Here is a 25,354-nt window from a genome sequence, read left to right on the forward strand (position 1 = left end):
TTTATTTCCCCACAACCTGAATAACGATCAAGATCATCAATAACACCACTACACCGAGTGACATGCTTGATGCGTATTCACGTAATGAACCTGTCTGACGTGAACTTGTAAAGCTATTTCCACCTTTCACGATTGCAGGAAGCACCAGCCATAAACCATCAACTGGATCACGACCTAAGATTTTAGCAATCAATAAATAAGGTTTTACAAATACGATGTCATACAAAGCATCAAAACCAAATGCTGTACGGCAGATATGTGCTAAACCAGAACCCAATGACGTTTGAGCAAAAGATTTAACCGCACCATAAGCAAAGGCAAATAAGAAAATACCAACCGCTAAACCAGCAAGTGCAATACCACTTGCTAAATGCTCAGCATGTGCAACAGCAGCTTCTAATGTTTCAGGAACAACAAAACTTGGAATACTTGCAGTCGTCAATAATTTTGCAACTGGCGCTTGAAGGAAATAGCCAATTCCTGTTGATAACACAGCAAGAATCGCAAGCGGTGCCCAGTAAGTCACGCCATGAATGGCATGTGCATGGGTTTTTTCTTCGCCGAAGAATACCACCCAGATTAAACGGAAAGTATAGATAGACGTTAAGAATGCACCTGCAACACCAAACCAGTACAAAGTATTGTAAAGTGGAAGATTTGCAATTGTAGACTGTGCATATACGGCACCCAAGATCGCATCTTTAGAGAAGAAGCCAACAGTCACGATTGGAAGCGCGGCTAATGCACCACCACCGATCACAAAACACCAGAATACGAATGGAATCTTATGACGTAATCCACCCATTTTGAAAATGTTTTGTTCGTGATGACATGCCAAAATCACTGCACCTGAAGAAAGGAACAATAACGCTTTGAAGAATGCATGAGCCAACATATGGAACAAACCAGCTTGGTACGCTTCAGCACCCACAGCCATGAACATATAACCGAGCTGACTCATAGTTGAGTATGCCAAGATACGTTTGATATCGGTTTGCACCAATGCCGCAAAACCAGCAACCAGTAAAGTCACAGCACCTGTAATCGAGATGAACTGCATTACTTCTGGCGCCATTTCCATCACAGAGAACATACGGCAGCATAAGTACACACCCGCTGTAACCATTGTTGCAGCATGGATCAATGCAGATACTGGTGTAGGACCAGCCATCGCATCAGCTAACCAAGTTTGTAATGGAATTTGCGCTGATTTACCCGCCGCACCTAAGAACAACATCAATGCTGTCCAGATCGACAATGATGAGCTTTGCGTCATTACAGTTGCTGCATTTTCAACGATGTACTGTGTATTCAACGTACCAAATTGTTGATAGAGCAAGAACAATGCGATGAGTAAAAATACGTCACCCACACGTGTTACTGTAAATGCTTTGATTGCTGCCCAACCATTTGCAGGGTTAGAGTAGTAGAAACCAATCAACAGATATGAGCACAGACCAACACCTTCCCAACCTAAGAACAATAACGCTAAGTTATCACCCAATACCAACAACAACATGCTGGCAACGAATAGGTTGAAATAAGAGAAGAAACGCGCATAACCTTCTTCACCACGCATATACCATGATGCGAAAATATGAATCAGGAAACCCACACCTGTGATCATGCCTGTCATGAGTAATGACAAACCATCCAAGTGTAAACTGATACCTGGCTCAAAACCGCCAACACTGAACCAAGTCCAAAGGTGTTGAACAAACACTGCTTCGCCGCTGTTGGTAAATGCAATACCTGCAATTAAAGCAAATAGAGCAGATAAACCAACTGTACCCACACCAATAATAGCGGCAACATTTTCAGAGAGTTTGTCACGCCCTGCCGCTAACAGGATAAAACCAATGAGCGGAAATAAAACGGTTAAATATAATGTACTCATCCGCGCATCTCACTAGCAGCATCCACATCCAAGTGATGGAAGCGATGATAAAACTGAAGGACGATCGCAAGACCGATACACGCCTCTGCAGCAGCAAGCGTCAGAATCAAGATGAACATGATTTGTCCATCTGGCTGCGCCCAAACGCTACCCGCTAAAACAAATGCTAACGCAGCAGCATTCATCATCACTTCGAGGCTCATAAGCATAAATAAAAAGTTACGTCGTACCATTACACCGTAAAAACCCAGTGCAAAAAGGATGGTCGCAACGATCAAACCATGTTCTAAAGGGATGTGTCCCATTATTCTTTATCCTCTTCTGCACCTGGTTCACGTTTGCCTAAGTGGAATGCTGCAACAAGTGCTGCAAGCAATAACATCGCGGCAACTTCTACCAATAATAGATAGTGAGTAAATAGTGCTTGGCCGACTGCTTTAGGCCCAACAATTTCTGTACCCATAGGTGCAGAAATTGTGGTGTATTCACCGCCTAGCATCCATACCAAAATTAAGCCTAAAATAAAGCTCAACATTGCTGGATAAGCCCAAGCATCCGAAGACAACCATTTGCTTTCTTGTTCAATCGTATCTTGTCCAAGATTCAACATCATGACAACGAAGACGAACAAAACCATGATCGCACCAGCATAAACAATGATCTCAAGCGCAGCCGCAAACGGCGCGCCCACGATCATGAAAATACCAGCAACAGCAAGAAGTGAAACGATCAAACTTAAAAGTGCATGCACTGGATTCGTATTGGTTACAACACGAACTGTTGAAACGATGGCCACGAGCGCCATCAAATAAAATGGCCACATCATGGTAATAAGCTCCGTACATCAACTGGTGCACTTTCTTTCTGTGCTTGACCTTTTTCTTTACCGCTAACCGCCATACCTGTTACACGGTAGAAGTTGTAGTCAGGATATTTACCCGGTCCAGAGATAAGTAAGTTTTCTTTCTCATAAACTAAGTCTTGACGTACATATTCACCAAGTTCGAAATCTGGTGTGAGCTGAATTGCAGTTGTTGGACATGCTTCTTCACACATACCGCAGAAAATGCAGCGTGAGAAGTTAATGCGGAAAAACTCTGGATACCAACGTCCATCTTCTTTTTCCGCTTTTTGTAATGAAATACAGCCAACTGGGCAAGCAACCGCACAAAGGTTACATGCCACACAACGCTCTTCACCATCAGGATCACGCGTTAAGATAATGCGACCACGATAGCGTGGTGGAACAATTTGTTCAGCCGGTACTTCTGGATATAAAATCGTGTCACGTTTACGCGTTACATGGCTAAACACCATCCATAACGAACGAACAATCGATCCGAATCCAGCTAGAATTTTATACATTTTGTACTCCCTGCTGTCCTAGGCCTGATTCATCAGAATCACAGCACCAGTCACCAACAAGTTGACCAACGCCAATGGCAAACACACTTTCCAACCAAAGTTCATGACTTGATCATAACGAGGACGCATTAACGAACCACGCGCCAAGACAAACATCATTACAAAGAATGCTGTTTTAATCACGAACCAGAATACTGGTGGAACAAATGGAATTTCTAAGTTAAATGGTGCAAGCCATCCGCCGAAGAATAAAGTCACGATCAAAGCTGAGATCAAAACAACGTTGACGTATTCCGCAACGAAGAACATCCCCCACTTCATACCACCATATTCAACATGGTAACCTTCGGCCAACTCTTGCTCAGCTTCTGGTTGGTCAAATGGATGACGGTGAGTCACAGCAACACCAGCAACCACGAAGATTAAGAAACCTAAGAATTGCGGAATGATGAACCACATATCACGTTGTGCTTCAACGATTTCACGAAGGTTAAATGAACCTGCGATTGCAACCACACCCATCAACGAGATACCCAAGAACACTTCATAAGAAATGGTTTGAGCAGCCGAACGAAGACCACCAAGTAATGAGTATTTGTTGTTTGAAGACCAACCACCAAATAACACCGCATAGACTGCGATACCCGCCATTGCCATAAAGAACAATAGGCCGATACTCATATCAGCAACACCTAGTGTAGGACTCACTGGGATGACCATGAATGAGAGTACCGCAGTTGCCATCGCAACTGCTGGTGCTAAACGGAAAGTGAGCTTGTCAGCAAACTTTGGTGTCCAGTCTTCTTTAAACATGATCTTGAGCATGTCGGCAACGATCTGGAACATACCACCCGGGCCAACACGGTTCGGACCGTAACGGTCTTGCCATAATGCTAACAGACGACGCTCAATGAATGACATCAAAGCAGCAACCAAAACCACCACAAGCAAGATCACAATGGCTTGAATCACTGAATAAGCAATTGGCCAATTTTCAGCCCAAAGTGGCGTTTGACGTATAATTTCTTGATTCATGAATTACACTCCTACCGCCACAGATACTGGCTCTGCCAATGAAACTGTTGGTGCTAAACCAATTGGATAACCAATATAGCCTGTTGGTAAATATTCAATCACTTGCACAGGTAAACTAATGCTAGTTTCGCCCGCTTGAACTGTAATTCGTTGACCATCTTTAACATTTAAACGTGTCGCATCTTGTTCACCCACCGCAAACATTGCTTCAGGGATACGAGATTCCATCGCAGGTGTTTTAATGGTGAATTCGCCAGAACCAAAAATATGGTGCATTGGTACAAGACGGAAGCTTTCAGGATTCACAACAACAGCCGACGGTGCTACATAGCTACGTGCAGGACGTTTTGCTAAGCGATCAAATAGACGTACACCTGAATCACCACCTTTTAAGTGACCACCCACCTCATCTTGGTATTTGTTCCAAGCTTGAGGAGAGTTCCAACCCGCAGACCATGCGAATGGTACTAATGAAGATGCTGTCTGATTACCCACATAACCTTCCATAGAGAACGTTAATGCTGAATCTGGATCAGTCGGTTGTTTTGGTTCATGAATCGATAAAGGCGCACGAATTGCTGTACGGCCAGAATAACGGCGTGGTTCACGTGCAATTTTCAAACCGTGAATACGATAACCAGCATCTGGAGCAACATCTTCAATTGCAGCAAGCACAGGAACATTTTTCACGATGTCTTCAATGACATCGTCCAACAATGTCCAATCGACTGCTTTGCCTTTAAGACCCGTCTCAACGGCATGTAACCAGCGCCATGATTCTTTGATCGCATATTCAGGCTTGTAATAGCTTGGGTCATACACTTGATAGAAACGTTGCGCACGGCCTTCTTGGCTCACAACAGTACCATCACCTTCAGCAAAGCTTGCAGCAGAAAGTACGATATCAGCAAGTTTCAAAGTCTCAGTTTCACTATGATCCAAAACGATCACAGTTTGAGCTTTATCAAATGCAGCTTGAACTTGAGCAACTGGCAAACGACGCGTTAAGTCATTTTCTACAACAATGACTGCATCATAATCTTGTGCAAAAGCTTGTTCTAGGCTTAAACCACCGAACAATGCTAAGCCCATTGTGTTCACTTCAGGAACAGTCAATGACAAGCCCGCATTTTCACCTAGATTCTGTGCAACTTGTGCAGCTGCTTCCATAATCGCTGGATCTTGTAAGCTTGTACCAGAGATAATCAATGGCTTTTTAGCAGCTTTCAACGTATCCGCTATGGTTTGAGCAAATACTTTTGCATCATCAGCTAGGCCAGCAAGTGACTCACCTTTAACCGCAGCAGCAACAGCAAAACCTAAACGAGCAATATCATTTGGAGATGCAACCACTTCACCCGTTGCTACATCTGCTAAACGAGTTTGCGTAGCCGCAAGGATATAAATTGGAGATTTTGCATCTTGACCAATACGTTGTACAGGTTCAGCTAACCAGTCTGGCGTACGTGTTGCAGCCGCCATTTCTTTGGCTTTATTTTTCGCAGCTTGGCGAACAGATAAAGCCATACGTGGCGCAGTTTGAGTTAAATCTTCACCCAAGATCAACACGGCATCATAGCTTTCAATTTCACGCATGTTCGGGTTGTAAATACCCTGCGTTTGCATGATTGATGCAGCTAACTCAGCCAAGTTCTGCTCTTTTTGAGACATCCCTGTTGAGTAGTTGTCTTGCCCAACCAATTCGCGAAGTGCGTAGTTTGATTCCAAGCTTGCGCGTGGAGAACCAATACCTAATACTTTCTTACCTTGAAGCTGTGCAATCACTTGATCAAGTGCTTGATCCACAGTCACATTCGCAACAGTTTCACCATTACGGAATTGTGGTTGACGTGGACGATCTTCACGGTTGACATAACCCACACCGAAACGACCTTTATCACAAAGGAAGTATTGGTTTACAGAGCCATTGAAACGGTTTTCAACACGACGGATTTCACCATAGCGTTCACCCGGAGAGATGTTACAACCCGAAGAACAACCATGACATACGCTTGGTGCATATTGCATATCCCACTTACGGTTATAACGTGCTGAATGTGTTTTATCAGTGAATACGCCTGTTGGGCAAACTTCAGTCAAGTTACCAGAGAATTCAGATTCTAAAGTACCTGATTCTGGACGACCAAAGTAAACACGTGAAGCATTGGCATATACACCAAAGTCCGTACCACCCGCATAGTCTTTGTAGTAACGCACACAACGGTAGCAAGCGATACAACGGTTCATCTCATGCGCAATGAACGAACCTAACTCTTGGTTATAGTGAGTACGTTTGGTAAAGCGATAGCGACGACGGTCGTGCTGAGTCATTACCGTCATATCTTGTAAATGACAGTGACCACCTTCTTCACACACTGGACAGTCGTGTGGGTGATTCGTCATCAAGAATTCAACGATCGACGCACGGAAATCCGTTGCTTCTTTGTCTTCAATCGAGATATAGGTATTGTCAGCAGCGGGTGTCATACATGACATCACCAAACGTCCACGTGTGTCCTCAGGATTTGCATACTGAGTCACCGCACATTGACGACAAGAACCAACAGAACCTAAGGATGGGTGCCAACAAAAATACGGGATGTCGATGCCAAGGCTAAGACATGCTTGTAGCAAGTTTTCTGAGCCGTTGACTTCATACGATTTTCCATCGACATGAATTGTAGCCATAGTCGAATTCCTTAAGCTTGTTCTACGTCTAGAGCTGGAGCATGGGTTTTAACCTTTGCCTCAAACTCGCTACGGAAATATTTAAGTGCGCCCATAAGCGGCTCCATCGCACCTGGTGCGTGAGCACAGAAAGTTTTACCGATCCATAATTTACGAGTCAGTTCTTGTAAATGGTCGATATCTTCCTTCTTACCTTCGCCTGTTTCGAGTGCTTTAAGCGCTTTCACTGCCCAAGGTAAACCATCACGGCATGGTGTACAGAAACCACAAGATTCACGCGCAAAGAATTCTTCTAAATTACGTGTAGCAGAAACCATACATTGAGTTTCATCAACAACCATCAACAAACACGTACCTAGACGTGAACCTGCTTTCATGATGCTTTCCGCATCCATAGGCAAGTCAATATGTTCAGCCGCTAAGAAATCTGTTGATGCACCACCTGGTAACCATGCTTTCAACGTTAAACCGTCACGCATACCGCCCGCATGATCTTCAATCACTTCGCGCGCAGTTGTACCAAAAGGCAGTTCCCAAAGTCCTGGGAATTTTACTTTGCCAGAAGCACCGTAAATCTTAGTACCTGGGTCTTTAGATTTATGTGCTGATAAGTTGATGTACCACTCTGGACCACGCAACATAATTGCAGGCAAGTTATTGTAGGTCTCAACGTTGTTTACAATCGTTGGGCGACCCCATGCTCCTGCAACTTGCGGGAATGGTGGTTTAGTACGAGGGTTCGCACGACGGCCTTCCAATGAGTTGATTAATGCCGTTTCTTCACCACAGATATAACGACCAGCACCTGTGTGAACATGCATATCGAAGTTCCAGCCTGTTCCAAGGATGTTGTCACCCAAGTAACCTTTGGCACGGATTTGCTCTAATGCTTCATTTAAATATTGAGCGGCTTCAACATATTCACCACGAATGAAGATGTAACCTTGAGTTGCTTCTAAGGTATAACCTGCAATCAGCATGCCTTCGATCAATTGATGAGGAAGTTTTTCCATCAACAAACGGTCTTTAAAAGTACCTGGTTCCATTTCATCGGCATTACAGATCAAATAGCGTGGACCACCATCATTTGGTGCCATCAATGACCATTTAATCCCTGCTGGGAAACCTGCACCACCACGACCTTTGACCGTTGCAGCTTTAATGACTTCAAGCACGTCTTTTGGTGGCATGCTCAAGGCTTTTTTAAAGCCAGCATAACCTTCAAGTGCTTCGTAGTCATCAGCAGCGCGAACGTGTTCTTGTTTGCTCAAACGCCAAGTCAGCGGATGAGTTTCTGGATTACCGTCGCCATAAATTGGTTTTGGTTCAGTATTCATACATACTTCTCCAATAACTGTTTAACTGATGATACGTCTACAAGACCATGCGTATCCTCATCAATCATTAACGTTGGACCTTTGTCACAGTTGCCTAGGCAGCAAATTGGGAGCAAGGTAAAACGACCATCTGCTGTGGTTTGTCCATACTGGATACCCAACTCACGCTGAAATGCTTCAGCTAAAGTTTCTGCACCCATCAAGAAGCATGCAATTGAGTCACACAATAGAATTACATGGCGGCCAACTGGTTGACGGTAGATACGGTTATAGAAGGTTGCAACACCTTCAAGATCCGCCACGCTCATAGTCAACAACTGCGCAATTGCATTCATTTGTGCATCATCTACCCAACCATTCCGGCGTTGTACACACTTCAATGCATCCAAAGAGGCTGCGCGTGGGTACGGATAGTGACCAATGTGATGTTCAATTTCATGAATTTCGTCAGCAGTCAAAATTCCTTCAACATTCACACGTGGTTTTTTATCAGTCAAAATCATCATAATCGTTTATCCCTAGCGATCCACATCAGCCATAACCACGTCAATGGTTGCTAAGTAAATGATCAAGTCAGATACCAAGCTGCCGTTAATCACGGAAGGAATTTGCTGTAAGTGTGTGAACGTTGGTGTACGAATACGGGTACGATAGCTCATTGTTGACTTATCTGATGTGAGGTAATACGTACTTGCCCCTTTCACCACTTCAGTCATAAATGATGCTTCACCCGCAGGCATTACAGGGCCCCATGACACGCTTAAGAAGTGCGTAATCAAGGTTTCAATATCTTGTAATGTCTTGTCTTTCGGTGGTGGAACTGCCAATGGGTGATCCGCTTTATATGGACCAGAAGGCATATTATCCAAACACTGCTGAATGATTTTTAATGATTCAGTAATTTCACGGAAGTGAACCAAGACACGTGCATAAGCATCGCCTTCATATTCCACTGGAACATCAAAGTCGAAGTTTTCATAGCCACTGTATGGACGATATTTACGAACATCAAAATCAATACCTGTCGCACGTAAACCAGTACCTGTAATACCCCATGCCAACGCAGATTTTGCATCGTATTGCGCAACATTGCGGGTACGACCAATAAATACTGAGTTTTTAAGCGCAGCGGTATAGTACTCATTCAAGCGTTTCGGCATCCACTCCAACAGTTCCTTAACTAACTTTTGCCAGTTATTTGGAAGGTCGTGTGCTGTACCACCGATACGGAACCATGCTGGGTGCATACGGTAACCCGTAATCGCTTCAACGATGTCATAGACTTTTTGACGGTCAGCGAACATGTAGAATACAGGGGTCATACCACCCGCATCCTGAATTGCTGTACCACAGTAAAGTAAATGGTTGTTGATACGGAATAGCTCGTTCAACATGACACGAATCACTTGTGCACGCTCAGGTACTTTAATCCCTGCAAGCTGCTCAACAGCCATAACATATGGCATGTTTTGCGCACAACCACCAAGGTAGTCGACACGATCCGTATAAGGAATGAATGAATGCCATGTTTGACGTTCAGCCATCTTTTCCACGCCACGGTGGTGATAACCAATATCAGGCACACAGTCTTTAACTTCTTCGCCATCCAGCTGTAAAACGATACGGAACGCACCATGTGCAGATGGGTGGTTAGGACCTAAGTTCAAGAACATGAAGTCTTCGTCATCGTTCCCGCGTTTTAGACCCCAGTCTTCTGGCACAAAGCGTAAATGTTCTTGTTCGAAATCTTGCTTCGCTTGGTCTTGCATATACGGGGTATATTCTGTCGCACGCGCAGAATATTCTTTACGTAAAGGATGACCTTCCCAATAAGTTGGTAGCAAGATACGACGGAGCATTGGATGCCCTGCGAAATCAATACCGAACATATCGTATGCTTCACGTTCGTACCAGTTGGCATTTGGCCAAATGTTAGTTGCAGTTGGAATGCTTAAATCATTTTCATTCAATGCAACTTTAATACGAATGTCACTATTACGCTCTAACGATAATAAATGATAGAACACAGTGAAGTCAGATGCTGGTAACCCGTCACGATGAACACGTAAACGCTCATCAACCGCAGACAAGTCAAACAACATCACATAAGGACGTTCCACTTTACGGAGGAACATGAGGACTTCTTGCACGCGTGCGCGCTCAACCCAGACTGTTGGAAACTCTTCAAAAGTCGCCTGCACGTAGAAATTCTCACCAAATTTGGTTTTGAGCTCTTCTACGATTGCAAATGCTGGGCGTGAATCAACTTGCGTTGATTCTGGCATAGCAATGTCAGTTTCAGCCATTGGCTTGGCTTCCTATTTAATACAAATTCTGGCAATTTTTTCGATGACCATATTCATCACGAATATGTCAAAAACTCATCGTTAAAATTATTTAATTTCATCCATAGAGCGTAGGTTTTTCACCGCAATACGATCAGCATTTTTACGATCACGTTCTGGCATCATCTTTGGCTTATACACAGGCTGAAGATCATCACCAATAACGGCTGAAAGTGGACGGCGCTCTAATTGAATTTGGTCTTGAAGTAACATCAATGCTTGGATTAATGCTTCTGGACGAGGTGGACAACCCGGGATGTACACATCAACAGGAATGATTTTGTCTACACCTTGAACCACAGAATAGATGTCGTACATACCACCAGAGTTAGCACAAGCACCCATTGAAATCACCCATTTAGGCTCAAGCATTTGTTCATACAAACGTTGAATTACAGGTGCCATTTTGACAAAGCAGGTTCCTGCAACGATCATCAAATCCGCTTGTCGTGGTGAAGCACGAATAACCTCAGCACCGAAACGTGACAAGTCATGTACGCCTGTTAATGTCGTTGCATACTCAACGTAGCAGCAAGATGTACCAAAGTTAAATGGCCACAAAGAGTTTTTACGCCCCCAGTTCACTGCTGTATGCAACACATCTTCAAGACGTGTCATCATCACGCTTTTATTAACTTCTTCCTCAAGAGGATCAGTTACGATTTGACGATCTTGTAATGGATATTGATCGGCATCCGGATTCGCACGGGTTAAAGTATATTTCATCCCGACTTACTCCTGTTCAGATGATGATGTAGTCGGTGTTTTAGATTTAACACGACCAGAAGACTGTGCTGGAATATGACCAGTAGGATCGACAACCAACTCTTCAATGTTATTGAATCGAGTAATATCAGCAATATTCATATTTGGCGAACCGATATTCGTTTTAATACCTGCCGCTTTACGACGATCAGAAGGTGCCCAGTTCAGCGCGCCAGTTGAAAGTTCATAAATCAGACCAATTAATAAAACGAGAATAAAGACTGCAGCAGTTGCAAAACCAACCCAACCAACTTCACGTACTGAAGTTGCCCAAGCATAGAGATAGAGGGCTTCTAAATCGAAAACCACAAAGAAAATTGCAACTAAATAGAATTTGGCTGACAAGCGGATACGAGCACCGCCCGCACTAACTACACCTGATTCAAACTGCTCTTGCTTTGCACGTCCCCATGCTTTACCCCCTAGGAGTAAGGGAACAGTGAGCATAAAAACGCAAAGAAATGTAACGCCGATCACGAAGGCAATAATTGCCCAATCGTATGGAGTAATGGCACTCATGCGGGGATAACTCCTGGCAGGCCTATTTTTAACAAAGAATGTATGTATTGGCCTTCAAATACACCAAACACAAAATTAATCCCGCCAATTGTACCTGATTTCTAATTTCTCATGCTAGTTGAAGCGCTTTAGTCTTTCGGATGATTTTGTCCATAAATTTGTGGATATATCCAAGATCACTGTTAATTCGCCCCCAAAAATCGAATAATCAAATCAAATGCACAATATTGATCATTTTTTTCTTTATTCATGCATTAAAAACATTCTTATTTTATAGCCAATGTTCAAAATTCTTGCGCGATGAACTAAATCACTGCATTAATATAAATTTATGATGAAATTTTGAACAAAATTTATATAATAGCCAACCTTATCCCCCTATAGAAATACGTCAGGATGTCACGAGCGAACCTAGCGTTAAAACCACAGTCATTTTTCCAACTATTTACACTCTTTACTGGGGTCATTCTACTTTGTTGTCTGCTTGGGATCGCCACACGTCATCTCACTTTTCTTGCCTCCTTCTGGCCAGCAAACTCTGTATTTCTTGGGTTATTAATTCGATTTCCACAAACCCGCCATCCAATTAGTTTTATCGGTGCTGCTGTTGGTTATCTTTTAGCTGATGCATTACAAGGTACACCCTTTTTACTAAACCTATGCTTAAACTCGGCCAATTTAGTTTATGTCATCACCACATTAATACTTTATATAAAGTTTAATTCCTATATTCGCTCGACGCACCAAGGCTACTTTTATTTAACCTTATTTAGCTTTTGCTGTATTGGTGGTTTAGCAAGTTCGTTGTTTGCGGCAAGTACACTTCCATATATGAATACTCAATTTTCTTTAGGTTCATTTTGGATAGATTTTGGTTATTGGTTTACCGCTGAAATTCAAAACGCACTATTGCTTTTACCCGCAATCATCAGTGCGCCACGTTTTTCAGAATTCAAGCAACAACTTATTGAGTTTAAAACACAAACTGTTCAAGAAAGCCTCCCCCTATTTGCCGTTATTTTTTCTATTGCTGTAGGTTATTATGACAATGGCCCCGGCTCACTTCTTTACCCAATCGCTGCACTGATTTGGTGTGCACTTCGCTATCGTCATTTTTCAGTTGCTATTATCACTTCGATAAGCTGCGCTTTTGTGATTTACCATGTTTCTCAAAACTATTTATTACTTTATCCAGAACAATATCTCAACAATACGATTTCCATTCGCCTTGGATTAATTATGATGACGATCGCTCCTTTGACCGTCTCCAGCATCAACATGGTTCGAAGCAAATTGATTCAAGAGCTACAACATACCATTGCCCATGATGAGTTAACGTCAAGCTTAACGCGTCGCCAGTTTCTACAGTCTGTACAACTCTTACAGCACCAAGCATCCAATGCATCACAAACCACTGCTTTTCTAATGCTAGATATTGATCACTTCAAACAGGTAAATGACAACTATGGGCATCAAGCGGGAGATCTCGCACTACAAAGTTGTGTGCAAAACATTCAAGCACTGTTAGCTCCAAATGATTTACTGGGAAGATTGGGCGGTGAAGAGTTTGCAATATTTATCGCCGACACAAATCCTGATGTGGTCTATCAATGTGCTGAGCGTATTCGTCAACAAGTCAGTAACACCCCTATTCAACTCGACAAAAAACAACAGTTTTCTATTCAACTCAGTATCGGAATTTGCATTTGCACACCTGAAAATCAACATTCGATTGAGCAATTATTTAAGCAAGCAGACGATGCACTTTATCAAGCAAAACGACAAGGTCGTAACCAAGTGGTATTTTCGACATAATATGTTGCAATTCAGCTACATAGTTTAATTAACTTTATACACTGCTGACCGAATAGATGAGTATTCTAAAAGAAGCAAACAAGGAGAAAAATATGCATCTAGAATACACACATGACTCAGATTATTTCTTTTTTTCACAGCTCTTGATGCGTCACGTTGAAAGTTATATCCGAAAACATCCTGATGCTGACAATGCGATTTTCGACTTAAGAGATATATACGAAGTTTTTAGAGAGGATTTTGCTGCGACAACGACAAATCTTGAAGGTATTCTGAATATTGCTGATGCGTATAAAGTAGAAACCCTGAATGGTGACACAGCACTTATTGAAAAATATAAAATTGATATTAAGAACAATGCTTTGCTCATTGACTTTAATGCAGATGCGCTAAAAAACTTAAAGTCTGGCCATCCATTGATAGAACCAGACTCTTCGGTGCAAGAATAGTAAGCTTTTGATCAAAACCCCAATATTGGGGTTTTATTTTTTCACATGCTGTTTATAACGTTTTGCTGGCCATGTCATGATAAATCGAGCACCACCGAGGTTAGGACTTTGATCAACTTGTATCTCGCCACCAAACCAATATGCAATTCGACTTACAATTGACAGACCTAGTCCATAACCGCCAGAAGCACGGGTTCGGCTATCATCTAAACGTGCAAAGGCTTCAAAGATCCGCGCTCGCTCTTGCTCAGGAATCCCTGGGCCATCATCTTCAACACATACATAAGCCTTGCCATCAGCACGAATACCACCGCTGATGCGAACTTTATTGTCACAATAGCGCACTGCATTTCCAACAAGATTCTGCACAACACGATGTAGATAACGTCGCTCAGCATCAACTCGCAATGATAATGGCGGTGCAATCAACTCGATTTCTTTTTGAGTTTTCAATGCTTCCGTTTCCATTGCAACTTGATCCAGCACTTCCACCAAGACAATATCTTCAATATCGAGTGATGGTGTCCCCTGCTCTAGCTTGGCATAGGTCATGATTTCATCAATCAAAGTATTCAAAGCTTCGATATCTTTATCAATCATATCGACTTGTTGAATACGATAACTATAGTCATCTTCTTCAGCCAACATTTCCATACCAAAACGAATACGGGCAACAGGCGTCCTTAACTCATGCGATACCGCACGCATTAATTCTCGCTGTGCTTCGATCAAACGCTGGATATGATCTGACATGTTGTTATAACTTGACGCCAAGTTTGCCATTTCATCCGTACCTTCAATAGGCACACGCAATGAAAGATCTCCAGACTTCATTTTATTCAAGGCATAACGCACCTGACGAATCTTACGTTCAAGCGGCAAAATCAAACCATATACACCAAGACTCAATAAGAACAAGCTAAATAAGGTAATACCAGCTGAAAGTTGGAACGGCATCCAATTAAACATTGGAACTGGGCCGAGTATCAGCACTTGGGCAGGATGATTTGGCATTGGTGAAACAATCGAGATCGTCGTACCACGCACAGTTGCACTATCTTTATATAGAAGCACACTCTGATCTTGACGCAGACGACCAATTTGCTCTGAATCTAAATTGATATCTCGAATATTTGCAATTTCAATTGGATAGTAGAAATGCTTTTTGATTTTGGCTAAATATTCTCGTTCTTGTCCCGGATAAAAAATCAAATAATCCAGCACAAAAATTGGCAGCGCCTTCATTTGACGCTCACCGATCTTATCTACTTTGATATAAATAAAATGCTCTGGATCATCTTTTAATCCAATAATGATATAACCAATACCATTATTTGCATCGTAGCGAACCACCGATTTTTGCTCAGCAATTCGTTTCTTCTCCGTACGAGAAAGTTCTACGCGCTCAGCACCAACATAATAGATCGGCAATTCCAACAAATCAGAAGCATCTGAGATCCAATCTAATTTTTGTTGTTTTTCTGGCTGACGAGATACCCCCTCACTGATGACATACGAAATACCATCTGTAAGAGACTCGCGATATTCTTGCGCTCTTTGGTAGTTAATGATTTGCACCAACAAATAACAAAATGCGGCAACCACAACAACCAATACAACCAACCCAGCATAAATACGCAAGAATATGCTGTTTTTAAGTACTCGACTCACCATAAGGTAAATAGTTCCAAGCCAATTTTGAATCACCCCTCACCTCCCACTGATCAAGGGAGGTAAGCTTTTCTTTGAAAAGTACGGCGTGATTAAAGCTCTGAAGAATGAGATTTACATCCCGTTGGTTTCTTTAACGAATAAATAACCTTTACTACGCACTGTTTTAATACGCTTTGGATTTTCTGGGTCATCACCAATTTTTGGACGAATACGAGAAATACGAACATCGATTGAACGATCTTGACCATCGTATTCAATACCGCGTAAACGTTCAAAGATATCTTCACGAGATAAAATACGACCAGCGTTTGAAGCTAATAACCATAATAAGTCATATTCAGCACTTGTGAAGTCGACTAAATCGCCATTTAACGTTACTGAGCGACCACCGTTATCAATGACAAGATCGTCAAACTCAATACGCTGTGCAACTTCATCTTCTACAGTTTTGTCTGTACGACGCAATAATGCACGGATACGCGCGAGTAATACACGCGGTTGAACAGGCTTGGCAACATAGTCATCTGCGCCCATTTCTAAACCAAGTACCTGATCCATATCTTCAGTACGTGCAGTAAGCATCAAGATCGGTTGGTGATAATGTGGACGAACTTCTCGACAAACGGTTAAACCATCTGCACCCGGTAACATCACGTCTAGCACCACTAAATCTGGTTGCTCACTAATAATGCGACGAATGGCACGATTACCATCAGTTTCAACCCCAACTTCTAAACCGTTACGGATCAAATACTCTTGTGTTAAGCGCGCTAAACGTTCGTCATCTTCAACGATCAAAATCTTCGGTAACTTTTCTTCTTGGCTCATTTGTTTGCCCCTACAATTGGAGAGAATCTATCTATAAAAATCTGACAGATACATTGGTTTATGATTTGCAATATACACACGTTTACATTGTAAACAAGTAGGCGTTCACCAAACTGATACACGCCTACATAGTTTTGTTATATTTTTATTAAAATTATGAATTTTAATATATTTTTCTATTTTTACAGCTACTTTTAAATAGGATGAATATTGAGTATAGATTTTGTACCAGTATTAAACAATTTGTTTCTTATCTATCCAAAAATAATTTAAGTGTTTGTTTTTTGAGTTATCCACAGAGTTATCTATAAGCCTTTTTTAACTGCTTTGATATGCTATGTGCCTGTGAATTCAGCAGTTAAGACATGAAAAAAACTTTACCAAAATGTCAAGGATTGATCTGCTGCCAAAAATCCCGTATCTTGTGTTGAAAATAAACTTTAACCACTAAGTATTGTGTTTATCCCTCAAACATCGTGGCATACTTTTTGCTCGATTCAAACGGTCCATGAACATAAAAATAGATGATAATGGAGCTATGCTGACATGAGCATCATCACTTCTACTCCTGGCCAACTTCAGGTCATTAAGCGCACCGGTGAGATTGCGACATTTAATGCCGAGAAAATTTCTGTTGCGATTGGGAAAGCATTTTTAGCCGTTGAAGGTCAACAAGGTACTGACTCTAGTCGTATCCATGACCGTATCTCTCAACTCACAGAGATGGTTATGAACACTTTCAACCGCCGTTTACCTTCTGGCGGTACGATTCATATTGAAGAAATTCAAGATCAAGTTGAGTTAGCGCTGATGCGTACTGGCGAACAAAAAGTTGCTCGTGCATACGTCATTTATCGTGAACAACGTGCATCTGCTCGTCAGCAAGCAGGCGCAAACCACCATCCAACATTACAAATCACTGACAGCAATGGCCAGCTCCAGCCATTAGATCTTGATGCGTTGACTGCAACCATCCAGACTGCAAGTGAAGGTTTGGAAGGGATTGATGTTCAAGCGATCGTTGATGAGACCGTTAAAAACTTATATAACGGCGTAAAAGAAAGCGATATCGCGACGACCATGATGATGGCGACCCGTACGCGTATCGAACAAGAGCCAAACTATACTTATGTGACTGCACGTTTATTATCAAATGAATTGGTGAGCACAGGTCTTGAATTCTTGGGTCTACCTTCAGATACACTTGAAGGCAATGCTTTAGAAACTTTCTTAAAGAAAGGTATCGAGCTGGATTTACTTTCAGAAGATTTGCTGAATTTCGACCTTGCTAAATTAGCTGCTGCGATCAAACCAGAACGCTCAAACCAGTTTACCTATTTAGGTCTACAAACTTTATTTGATCGTTACTTCATCCATTCAAATGGCGTGCGTTTTGAGTTACCACAATTATTCTTTATGCGTGTCTCAATGGGTCTTGCGCTCAATGAAGAAAATAAAGAAGACCGTGCAATCGAATTCTATGACTTATTGTCTAGCTTCGACTATATGGCTTCTACGCCTACCCTGTTTAACTCAGGTACATTACGCCCACAATTATCAAGCTGTTACTTAACAACAATTGGTGATGACCTGTACGACATTTATGGTGCAATGCGTGATAACGCTATGCTATCAAAATGGGCAGGTGGTTTAGGAAATGACTGGACACCTGTTCGTGCGTTGAACTCTTATATCAAAGGCACAAACGGCAAGTCTCAAGGTGTTGTTCCATTCCTTAAAGTTGCCAATGATACTGCTGTTGCGGTAAACCAAGGTGGTAAGCGTAAAGGTGCAGTATGTGCATACTTAGAAACTTGGCACTTAGACGTTGAAGAATTCCTAGAGCTACGTAAAAACACGGGTGATGACCGTCGTCGTACACACGATATGAATACTGCAAACTGGGTTCCAGATTTATTCATGCAACGTGTGTTTGAAGATGCTGAGTGGACACTATTCACACCTTCAGAAGTACCTGATCTTCACGATCTAACTGGTGCTGAGTTTGCTGAGCGCTATGCACACTATGAAGCGGTAGCAAAAGAACAAAACATGCTACACAAGAAAGTACGTGCAAAAGATTTATGGCGCAAAATGCTTTCAATGTTGTTTGAAACAGGTCATCCATGGATCACATTCAAAGACGTATGTAACTTGCGTTCACCACAACAACACGTTGGTGTAGTTCACTCATCGAACTTGTGTACAGAAATCACTTTAAATACAAACCAAGATGAAATCGCGGTATGTAACTTAGGTTCGATCAACCTTGTACAACACGTTCAAGGTGGTGTGTTAGATCGTGAGAAATTAGCTCGCACGATTAAAACAGCAGTACGTATGCTCGATAACGTCATCGACATTAACTACTATGCTGTACCACAAGCGAAAAACTCAAACATGAAACACCGCCCAGTGGGTATGGGTATCATGGGCTTCCAAGATGCACTTTATGAAATGGGCATCGCTTATGGTTCAGATGCAGCTGTTGATTTCGCTGACGAATCGATGGAAGTGATTAGCTATTACGCAATCGAAACTTCAAGCAACCTTGCGATCGAACGTGGTTCTTATTCAACATTCAAAGGTTCATTGTGGGATCAAGGGATTCTTCCAATCGACTCTTTAGAGCTTGTTGCAAAATCTCGTCCAGAGCGCATGTTTGAAGTTGACCGTACACAACGTTTGGACTGGGACAGCTTACGTTCTAAAGTTCAAAAAGATGGTATGCGTAACTCAAATGTGATGGCAATTGCACCTACAGCAACTATTTCAAACATTTGTGGTGTGTCTCAATCTATTGAGCCAACATTCCAAAACTTATATGTGAAATCGAACCTTTCTGGTGAGTTCACTGTGATCAATCCTTACCTTGTTCGTGCATTAAAAGAACGTGGTCTTTGGGACACAGTGATGGTGAATGACCTAAAACACTTCGAAGGCTCAGTACAAAAGATCGCGCGTATTCCTGAAGAATTAAAAGCAATCTTTGCAACTGCGTTTGAAGTGGATACGCGTTGGATCGTAGATGCTGCTTCACGTCGTCAGAAGTGGATCGACCAAGCACAGTCGCTTAACCTTTACATCGCTGGTGCAAATGGTAAGAAACTTGACATCACGTATAAGATGGCATGGTTACGTGGTCTTAAAACGACTTACTACCTCCGAGCTTTGGGTGCAACATCTGCTGAGAAATCAACAATCAATACAGGTGCATTAAATGCTGTTAAACCAGCATCTGTTGAAGCACCTGTGGTTGCAGCTCAAGCAGTTGAAGACAAAAAACCAGAAGTTCAAGCTGAAGAAGATGGTTTTACCACTGCTGCTCCAGTACCAATGGCATGTTCAATCGACAATCCAGATTGTGAAGCTTGTCAGTAAGACTCGCTTAACCCCTCCTCAACGGAGGGGAATTCCTCGAAGCAAATGCGGAAATAAAAATCCGCTTTGTTTAAAGGAAATTTGAGAGCGTTAAAATATTGAAGTAGAGGCAAAGATTATGTTGCATATCAGCCATAACTATATGTTGGGACTTGCGGTTTTAATCTTTGCTTTTATTTTCTTTTATGTACCGATGGTCTATGCATTTTTAGCCATTCGTAAACAACAGCGTAAGCAAAATAAGTCTTAGGGATGTTGGCGTGAATTCGCCTTTGAAATAAATATCAATAAAACTTAATTTTGCTTACACAAAATAAGCGTATATTTTAAGACATCGTTGTTTAGTGATGTCTAACGGCTATACACAACGAAGAGAGAACGAAAAATGTCTATCCTAAGTTGGGACGATTTTGAAGATGATTCGCAAAAACCGACTACACCTGAACACAAGTCTACGTCCCTCGACTCGCAAAAAACGGTTAATACGCAGGTGGTATCTGATGCAGAGCCATCATCGCCGCGTGTGGCAGCTGCACAACCCGCTGGAACCGATTCCGTGCGATCAACAAATCCAACCAATTCGTTGGCTCGAGCATCTGAAGCCTTAGAACATTTAGATGTTGCACCTGGTTTAGAAGAACTCGAAATGGGCGCACAGCGCGTTCAAGTTGATGATAAAGCAATGATCAACTGTCGTGCGGACTTGAACCAACTTGTTCCATTTAAATACGAGTGGGCTTGGCAGAAATACCTAGACGGATGTGCAAACCACTGGATGCCACAAGAAGTCAACATGAACCACGATATCGCGCTTTGGAAGTCTGAAAATGGCTTAACCGAAGATGAGCGTACAATCATCATGCGTTCTTTAGGTTTCTTCTCGACTGCGGACTCGTTAGTTGCAAACAACTTGGTATTGGCGATTTACCGTCATATTACGAATCCTGAATGTCGTCAGTACATCTTGCGTCAAGCATTTGAAGAAGCAATTCACACACATGCTTACCAATACTGTATCGAATCTTTAGGTATGGACGAAGGCGAAGTCTTCAACATGTATCGTGAAGTTCCATCTGTTGCGCGTAAAGCAGCTTGGGGCTTGAAATATACACAGTCTTTGAGTGATCCAACTTTCCATACAGGCACGCCTGAGAACGATCAAATTTTACTTCGTAACTTGATCGCGTTCTATTGTGTACTTGAAGGGATCTTCTTCTACTGTGGTTTTACTCAAATCTTGAGTATGGGTCGCCGTAACAAGATGAATGGTGTTGCTGAGCAATTCCAATACATCTTACGTGATGAATCAATGCACTTGAACTTTGGTATCGATATGATCAACCAGATCAAGATCGAAAACCCTCACTTGTGGACAGCAACTTTCCAACAAGAAGTGATTCAAATGATTCTTGAAGGTACAATGCTTGAGATCGAATATGCTCGTGACACGATGCCACGTGGTGTATTGGGCATGAATGCAAGCATGATGGAAGAATACTTGAAGTTCATCTGTAACCGTCGTTTGTCTCAGCTTGGTTTACCAGAGCAATTTGCTGGGGTAACAAACCCATTTGCATGGATGTCTGAGATGATGGACTTGCGTAAAGAGAAGAATTTCTTCGAGACGCGTGTAACTGACTACCAAACTGGTGGTGCGTTAAGCTGGTAAGTTGGATTATCTGCTCATAAAAAAACCGCCGTAAATGGCGGTTTTTTTATGACCTAGCTTTACTTAAAAGTAATACCAGAACAACCAAGCAGAGATAATAAGTACCAAATTTATTATACTCCAAGCAATTGTATATACCTTTCTTTTATCCTTAATCCAATTAGATTGTTGATCAAAAACTTGATCTTTTTTCAAAGCTTTCTCCAAGTCCTTAATATCCAACAAATCCTTATATCGCCCCTCCACCAAATCAAATCGTTCCTTCATATTTTTTATATCTGAATCAACCTCCAACCAAGAAATCACCAAATATATAAAAGAAATAATGATAAAAACAATTGAAATAGCAAGAGCTTGATTAGAAAAAACAATTGAACCACTATCTAACTTAAATATTTTAGAAATAAAATTCACCATAAAAAAAGTAATCAAGGTCCATAAAGTTAGTTTCAGACCAGCATACATATTCTTTGTAATTTCTATAGACTTGTCAGACTGTGCAACAATGAATTCTGATAATTTATTTTTTATATCAATATATTGTTTTACATTATCTTTTAGGTAAATATCATACCCTGAAGACAAGGAGTTTAATGTTCCCTCTTCCACACTAAATATAGATTTTTCATTTGTATGAATAGTAACAATATTTCTAGCCAAGCCAATTTTATCAATAAAGTTACCATCATTATATGACCACATAAATATATTATACAGTTCATCTATTGATTTAAGATCTATATGATTTACATCAACTTTATCAGAGATAAGTTTATAACCTTTTAAGCGATAACTTAAAATATTACCATTTATTTCAGAACTATCTGCTAAAAAAATGGACAACAAAGCTATCTTCAACTTATTAAAATATTCCCCAAACTCAACTGGAACCTGCTTTCCAAATGAAAAATCTACTGGAATTAACGTAATTGACTTATTATTTTTAAAGTAGGAGGTCTTATCTCTTAAAGTTATATATTTCTCCCTATCAAAATCTATATTTCTCGCTAAAAAACTTTCATTCACATTATAAAAATTAATTGTACTAGATGAAAAATTAATACAATCATCCCAAAAAAAGAAAGAAATAGAATTATAATAACTTAAAAAACTCCACTGGACCAAAGACTCTTCAAAAGAAAGTCCATACAAATAATCAAAAAACTTTTTAAGAGATAAAATATAATTAACTTTATATTTTTCTTTCGTTATATCAAAATCTAGTTCAATATGATCACTTTCATTATCAAAACTAAAAAAGCTATCTTTAATATCAGATAAATTTTCTTCTGATAAAGCTGGGTCAGTTAATGAAATTGATATTGGATTACTCAAACCAATTCGACAAATTAAACGAGCGTATTCGAATTTTTGTTGAAACTCCTTATACAAAACTGAATGAACCTTAGCAATCCTAGCTTTAAATGACTCACCATCAAAAGATGAGCCATTAACTTTCAAGGTACAACTATATTTAACAAAGTTTTCAGACACGCCTAACTCTTCGAGATTACCGAAGCTATCAGAAACTGCCTTAACAATAATAGTCATTTTACTTACTCATTCTTGAAGGCATTATATCCTTCTTTAGAGTATATTTTGATGAACACCCCTTTTTCATCCTTATCTGGAATAATTTTCTCTTTAATATCAGCAATCCCCCCAGTAATGCGCAACTCAATATTCGGATCCAAAACTATCTTACGTTTGAGCCGTGCAGAAATATCTTTTGTATCTAAATCAAACTGAGTATCAAACTTTTTTGTTCTAGGTAATTTTTTTAACTCTTCAATAAATACTGGCAAGAACTCTTTTACATCTTCATTATCAGCTTTATAAGACTCAAATATTTCAACAACTTCATTAAAAAGAAAGGCCTCTTTATTTGAAAAGTAAGAGTTTATGTCATTCCTAAGATACCAATAATCTGTATCAGATTTACTTTTAATCTTTCTTTTTAAAAGATCATCAATTGCTAAATAAGCTTTCTTAGTATTTTCTAAAGATTCTATAACTGGTATAGAGGCTAAAAAAGAAGACCACCAATACTCTGAAATTTTAGGAAGGCTATCAGATAAAATCATTTCCATAAATGAAGTTTTTTTATCAAACTCAATGTAGCAAGATTTTTGGACTCTGTTTTTTTTGACCGGCAACCCAGAGGATAAATCAAGACTATCTTCATCAATATATGGATCATTTTCAACTTTAGTTAAAACGCAGATAATTTTATCATCCTTTGCCCCTATGACTTGAATCAAGTTTCCTTTCTTTAAAGTAGCAATACCTGAAACTTTTTCTTGTTTTTCGATTTCGCAGCGATTCAACTTACTCGCAATTTTTTCAGAAAGAATTTCCCAATCACCACCCTTTAATATTTCATTAATACAAGAAAACACCTCTTCCGTATCACTAACAAAGCTATAAGAACGACCTTTCTCATTAAGTAATATTTCATTAATTAATGTGTTCAAATACAAACTAAAATCTTTTTTCTCTGAGGTGAAATTTTTTCTCAAAAAAATTTTATTTTCTATATCGATTGTATGCATACAAAAATTTTTAATATCAATCATAAATCTTCCAAATTTTAGAAAAACCCACCTTTTACAATGATATCAATTATCAACAAACAGTCTAGAGATTTAAAAAATTATTCGACATAATTTGTCGCCTATAATAATAACTACTACGTTTATTGAGTTATTAGTCATCTTTATGCCTTCCACCAGAGACAAGAACATTTCTGCATACACCTTAGGATCGTTCAGATTAGCAACTAAAGGTGGTTGATAGCTTCTAAATCTGCCAGTCCCGATACTCAAACATGATTGGGTAAGCCTCAAGATAACTCCATTTAATTTCAAAATCGCCTTAGATGGACCTCATCACCCCCACCAACCACCCCTCCACCAACCACCCCTCCACCAACTTCCCCTTATCCACCTCACCTCCTCCCAACAACTGCACCACCGCCCCATCTACCACAAACAGGAACATCTCTGCATCAATTTTAGAGGCTTTCACATTAGCCACTAAAAGCAATTGATAAACCTCTTCAACCAACCATTCTCGATATTCAATCACGGCTTGATAAGCCTGAGGATATAGTTTTTCAATCTCAAAAATAGCTTTGAACAAAAGATGGTAAGGACTATTCAGGTCTGCATGTAAAAGATAAATCTCTGTGAGTTTATCGACTGCTGTGTAGTGTCTGCATGAATAAATCATTGCAAGTACATCTTGTTTGAGTCGATCTTTTTGCAAGGTCATGCATATTTCAACAAATCGCTCTTTAGACTGAAAATTATTATAAAAGGTCATTTTAGCGATTTTGGTTTGCTGCAAAATAAAGTCTATGCCTGCCCTATGAAAACCATAACTATTAAATAACTGGATTGAAGTCTGAACAACCTGCAATGCTCTTGGTGATAATTCTCGATTTGACATACAAATTCCCATCTACTCATCATTTTTTGTTGTACTTGAATGAGATAAAAATGCCTTTGCTCTCATGCTGAGCAAAAAAGGCATACAAAAGCCCTTAAAGACGGCTTTAGCGCATCTCAATTTTTATTGTCGATATG

The 25,354-nt window shown here is 40.6% G+C and carries 21 protein-coding genes; 5 read left to right on the forward strand and 16 right to left on the reverse strand.

Going from position 1 to position 25,354, the window contains the following annotated elements; translation table 11 throughout:
- Position 1 precedes the first annotated feature (1 nt).
- From nuoL to F959_RS14275, 11 genes are all read right to left on the reverse strand, one after another.
- A complete protein-coding gene (gene nuoL / locus F959_RS14225; RefSeq protein WP_004881317.1) occupies positions 2-1,897 on the reverse strand; it encodes an NADH-quinone oxidoreductase subunit L in 1,896 nt (631 codons plus the stop codon).
- Positions 1,894-2,202: an NADH-quinone oxidoreductase subunit NuoK gene (gene nuoK / locus F959_RS14230; protein ID WP_004881318.1), complete on the reverse strand. Its 309-nt coding sequence runs from the start codon at positions 2,200-2,202 to the stop codon at positions 1,894-1,896. Before nuoK ends, nuoL begins: the two co-directional genes overlap by 4 nt.
- Complete coding sequence (nuoJ, locus tag F959_RS14235; RefSeq protein WP_017196614.1) at positions 2,202-2,720, reverse strand: NADH-quinone oxidoreductase subunit J; 519 nt, start codon at positions 2,718-2,720, stop codon at positions 2,202-2,204. The genes nuoK and nuoJ overlap by 1 nt, the downstream gene beginning before the upstream one ends.
- Entirely contained in the window at positions 2,720-3,262 is a 543-nt protein-coding gene (gene nuoI / locus F959_RS14240; protein WP_004881322.1) for an NADH-quinone oxidoreductase subunit NuoI, read from the reverse strand. The genes nuoJ and nuoI overlap by 1 nt, the downstream gene beginning before the upstream one ends.
- Before the next feature lie 18 nt (positions 3,263-3,280).
- Positions 3,281-4,297, reverse strand: coding sequence for an NADH-quinone oxidoreductase subunit NuoH (nuoH, locus tag F959_RS14245; protein ID WP_004881324.1), 1,017 nt, complete (start codon positions 4,295-4,297; stop codon positions 3,281-3,283).
- A 3-nt stretch (positions 4,298-4,300) separates the two neighbouring features.
- Positions 4,301-6,985 (reverse strand): NADH-quinone oxidoreductase subunit NuoG, encoded by a 2,685-nt coding sequence (gene nuoG, locus F959_RS14250; protein ID WP_004881326.1) that lies wholly within the window; start codon positions 6,983-6,985, stop codon positions 4,301-4,303.
- An 11-nt stretch (positions 6,986-6,996) separates the two neighbouring features.
- Positions 6,997-8,322, reverse strand: coding sequence for an NADH-quinone oxidoreductase subunit NuoF (gene nuoF, locus F959_RS14255; protein WP_004881327.1), 1,326 nt, complete (start codon positions 8,320-8,322; stop codon positions 6,997-6,999).
- Entirely contained in the window at positions 8,319-8,828 is a 510-nt protein-coding gene (gene nuoE / locus F959_RS14260) for an NADH-quinone oxidoreductase subunit NuoE (RefSeq protein WP_004881330.1), read from the reverse strand. Before nuoE ends, nuoF begins: the two co-directional genes overlap by 4 nt.
- A gap of 12 nt (positions 8,829-8,840) precedes the next feature.
- Positions 8,841-10,628: an NADH-quinone oxidoreductase subunit C/D gene (gene nuoC / locus F959_RS14265; RefSeq protein WP_004881333.1), complete on the reverse strand. Its 1,788-nt coding sequence runs from the start codon at positions 10,626-10,628 to the stop codon at positions 8,841-8,843.
- Positions 10,629-10,715: 87 nt separating this feature from the next.
- Positions 10,716-11,393 carry a NuoB/complex I 20 kDa subunit family protein gene (locus tag F959_RS14270; protein ID WP_004881335.1) on the reverse strand — a complete coding sequence of 226 codons (678 nt, stop codon included), beginning with the start codon at positions 11,391-11,393 and terminating at the stop codon, positions 10,716-10,718.
- 6 nt (positions 11,394-11,399) lie between these two features.
- Entirely contained in the window at positions 11,400-11,951 is a 552-nt protein-coding gene (locus F959_RS14275) for an NADH-quinone oxidoreductase subunit A (protein WP_004881337.1), read from the reverse strand.
- Positions 11,952-12,347: 396 nt separating this feature from the next.
- Here F959_RS14275 and F959_RS14280 point away from each other — a divergent pair, with 396 nt between their 5' ends.
- Positions 12,348-13,766, forward strand: a complete 1,419-nt coding sequence (locus tag F959_RS14280; protein WP_004881339.1) for a GGDEF domain-containing protein — start codon at positions 12,348-12,350, stop codon at positions 13,764-13,766.
- Positions 13,767-13,858: 92 nt separating this feature from the next.
- A complete protein-coding gene (locus tag F959_RS14285; protein ID WP_004881341.1) occupies positions 13,859-14,215 on the forward strand; it encodes a hypothetical protein in 357 nt (118 codons plus the stop codon).
- A gap of 33 nt (positions 14,216-14,248) precedes the next feature.
- Here F959_RS14285 and bfmS read toward each other — a convergent pair whose 3' ends face one another.
- The gene (gene bfmS / locus F959_RS14290) at positions 14,249-15,889 is read right to left on the reverse strand and encodes a sensor histidine kinase BfmS (RefSeq protein ID WP_007480951.1); all 1,641 of its coding nucleotides are present in this window, start codon (positions 15,887-15,889) and stop codon (positions 14,249-14,251) included.
- 111 nt (positions 15,890-16,000) lie between these two features.
- Positions 16,001-16,717: a response regulator transcription factor BfmR gene (gene bfmR, locus F959_RS14295; RefSeq protein WP_004881343.1), complete on the reverse strand. Its 717-nt coding sequence runs from the start codon at positions 16,715-16,717 to the stop codon at positions 16,001-16,003.
- A 546-nt stretch (positions 16,718-17,263) separates the two neighbouring features.
- Here bfmR and F959_RS14300 point away from each other — a divergent pair.
- From F959_RS14300 to F959_RS14305, 3 genes are all read left to right on the forward strand, one after another.
- A complete protein-coding gene (locus tag F959_RS14300; RefSeq protein WP_004881344.1) occupies positions 17,264-20,098 on the forward strand; it encodes a ribonucleoside-diphosphate reductase subunit alpha in 2,835 nt (944 codons plus the stop codon).
- Positions 20,099-20,213: 115 nt separating this feature from the next.
- Positions 20,214-20,348: a preprotein translocase subunit YajC gene (locus F959_RS16595; RefSeq protein WP_167317666.1), complete on the forward strand. Its 135-nt coding sequence runs from the start codon at positions 20,214-20,216 to the stop codon at positions 20,346-20,348.
- 135 nt (positions 20,349-20,483) lie between these two features.
- Positions 20,484-21,767, forward strand: coding sequence for a ribonucleotide-diphosphate reductase subunit beta (locus F959_RS14305; protein WP_004881351.1), 1,284 nt, complete (start codon positions 20,484-20,486; stop codon positions 21,765-21,767).
- 63 nt (positions 21,768-21,830) lie between these two features.
- On the opposite strand, the gene F959_RS14310 is transcribed toward F959_RS14305, so the two are convergent.
- From F959_RS14310 to F959_RS14320, 3 genes are all read right to left on the reverse strand, one after another.
- Entirely contained in the window at positions 21,831-23,318 is a 1,488-nt protein-coding gene (locus F959_RS14310; RefSeq protein WP_004881353.1) for a hypothetical protein, read from the reverse strand.
- A gap of 5 nt (positions 23,319-23,323) precedes the next feature.
- The gene (locus F959_RS14315; RefSeq protein ID WP_004881354.1) at positions 23,324-24,343 is read right to left on the reverse strand and encodes a nucleoid-associated protein; all 1,020 of its coding nucleotides are present in this window, start codon (positions 24,341-24,343) and stop codon (positions 23,324-23,326) included.
- Positions 24,344-24,641: 298 nt separating this feature from the next.
- Complete coding sequence (locus F959_RS14320; protein ID WP_004881356.1) at positions 24,642-25,217, reverse strand: TetR/AcrR family transcriptional regulator; 576 nt, start codon at positions 25,215-25,217, stop codon at positions 24,642-24,644.
- Positions 25,218-25,354 lie beyond the last annotated feature (137 nt).

The organism is Acinetobacter venetianus RAG-1 = CIP 110063, from assembly GCF_000368585.1.
GTDB classification, from domain to species: domain Bacteria; phylum Pseudomonadota; class Gammaproteobacteria; order Pseudomonadales; family Moraxellaceae; genus Acinetobacter; species Acinetobacter venetianus.